The organism is Saccharopolyspora sp. 6M (assembly GCF_020176775.1).
GTDB classification, from domain to species: domain Bacteria; phylum Actinomycetota; class Actinomycetes; order Mycobacteriales; family Pseudonocardiaceae; genus Saccharopolyspora_C; species Saccharopolyspora_C gregorii.
Window position 1 is genome coordinate 1 of the sequence record NZ_JAIUJZ010000074.1, and the last position, 2,187, is coordinate 2,187.

The 2,187-nt window shown below is 74.2% G+C and carries 3 protein-coding genes; all 3 read right to left on the minus strand.

Annotated features, from left to right (window positions below; genetic code table 11):
• Positions 1 to 151 precede the first annotated feature (151 nt).
• The gene (locus tag LCD31_RS12140) at positions 152 to 337 is read right to left on the minus strand and encodes a hypothetical protein (RefSeq protein WP_224958065.1); all 186 of its coding nucleotides are present in this window, start codon (positions 335 to 337) and stop codon (positions 152 to 154) included.
• 188 nt (positions 338 to 525) lie between these two features.
• Positions 526 to 1,692: a pyridoxal phosphate-dependent aminotransferase gene (locus LCD31_RS12145; RefSeq protein WP_224958067.1), complete on the minus strand. Its 1,167-nt coding sequence runs from the start codon at positions 1,690 to 1,692 to the stop codon at positions 526 to 528.
• A gap of 28 nt (positions 1,693 to 1,720) precedes the next feature.
• Positions 1,721 to 2,187, minus strand: a 467-nt coding sequence (locus LCD31_RS12150) for a transglycosylase SLT domain-containing protein (protein ID WP_224958068.1), incomplete at its 5' end; no start/stop codon positions are given.

Consider the following 2,187-nt stretch of genomic DNA (forward strand, 5'->3'; position numbering starts at 1 on the left):
CAGCAGGTCTTCACCGGTTCGCCGCCCGCGCCGCGGCCGGATCGGGTTCCTGGGAGTTCTCCGGGGGGGGGGCGCGGGGCGGGGGCGGGGGGGCGGGGGGGGGGGGGGGGGGGGGGGGGGGGGGGGGGGCCCCCCCCCCCCCCCCGGCGGCTCACTTGGAGCCGAGCCGCTTCGTCTCCCCCAGCTTCTTCCGGTCCGACGCGTAGCCGATCACCGCGGTGGCGACGAACAGCACGCCGCCGAGCACGGCCAGCCAGAACAGACCCTTCAGCACGATCCCCGCGACGCTGACCACCAGCCAGAGCAGCAGCAGGCCGCCGATCACCTTCCACACCATCCGGACCACCCCGTTCAGCAGAACTCCACCCCAGACTGCCAGAGCTCCGGCCGCCGGGGCCCCGGTTCGCCCCCGGAATCCGGGAGAACCCCGGGACCACCCCGAGGCCGATCGGCCGCCGAGCTCGCGCACGGCCACGATCCGCGACACCGGTCGGAGGCCTTCCGGGCGAAGCCGGGCCGGCCGGTTCAGCGCAGCCAGGTGGCGAGGCGGGCGACGGCCTCCGCGATGTCCTCGGTCGCCCCGGCGTAGGACATCCGCACGAACCGGCCGCCGCGCTCCGGGTCGAAGTCCACGCCCGGCACCACCGCCACGCCGGTCTCCTCCAGCAACCGGTGGCACCAGGCCGAGGAGTCGTCGGTGAGCTCGCCGATGTCGGCGTACGCGTAGAACGCGCCGTCGGCGGGCGCGACCCGCTTGATGCCCAGCTCCGCCAGCCCGGTCAGCAGCAGCTCCCGGTTCGTCTCGTACCGGCGGACGTGCTCGCCGACCTCCGCGTAGACGTCCGCGCCGAACGCGGCGACCGCGCCGTGCTGCGACACCGCGGGCGGGCACAGGGTGAAGTTGCCGGTCAGCGAGTCGACGGCGCGCCGCAGCCGCGGCGGCACCAGCATCCAGCCGAGCCGCCAGCCCGTCATGCACCACAGCTTCGAGAACGAGTTCACCACGATCGCCTCGGTGGAGAACTCGCGCGCCGAGTGCAGCCGCTCCCCGTACTCGATGCCGTGGTAGATCTCGTCGCTGATCAGCTGCACGCCCCGCCGATCGCACCAGGACGCCAGCTCCGCCAGCTCGTCCCCGGTGAGCACGGTGCCCGTCGGGTTCGCCGGGGACGCCACGATCAGGCCGCGCACCGGCTCGTCGAGCGCCTCCAGCATCGCCGTCGTCGGCTGGAACCGGGTGCTCTCGTCGCACGGCAGCTCCACGACCTCGCAGCCCAGGGCGGCCAGGATGTTCCGGTAGGCCGGGTAGCCCGGCCGCGCCAGCGCCACCCGGTCACCCGGGTCGAAGGCGCTGAGGAACGCCAGCAGGAACGCACCGGACGCACCGGTGGTCGCCACCACCTCCGCCGGGTCGGCGGGCAGCCCGTAGGTGCGGGCGCAGTGCCCGGCGATGGCCTCGCGCAGCTGCGGCAGCCCCAGCTGTTCGGTGTAGCCGAGCGGGTGCCGCCGCAGCGCCTCGGCCGCCGCCTCGCGGACCGCCGCCGGAGCCGGGCTGGAGGGCTGGCCCGCGGCGAGCGACACCACGTCCCCGCGCACCCGCTGGCGGGCGTTGGCGGCGGAGAGCACTTCCATGACCTGGAACGGCGGCACGTTCGCCCGCTGGGCGACGGACAGGGCGCTGGGCTCGAACATGCCCACACCCTGCCACGCGCCCCGCTGCTCAGTAGCCCTGGTAGCCGCCGCCACCGGCCATCGACTTCAGCCCCGGGTGGCCCTCGAAACCGCCGTAGCGGTCGAAGGTGTAGCGGACCCCGGCGATGATGTTGTCCACCGGGTCGTAGATGTCGTCGTGCCCGGGGAGCTTGTGCGCCTGGAACGTCGGGTCGATGCACTGCATCAGGCCCTTCGACGGGGTGCCCTTGGCGGCGTTGGAGTCCCAGTCGTTGACGGCGTGCGGGTCGCCGCCGGACTCCTTCTGGATGATCGTCCAGATCTTCTCGACGTCGGCCTCGGTGACCGGGATGCCGTTGGCCTGCAGGATCTCGATGGCCTCCCGGATCCACTGGTCCACGTTCCCGGGCGGTGGGCCGCTGCTGGGCGGGCCACCGCTGGAGCCGAGGTCGCCGGAACCACCGGAGCCGCCGGAACCGCTCGACCCGTCCGAGCCCCCCGCGGAACCGCCGGGCC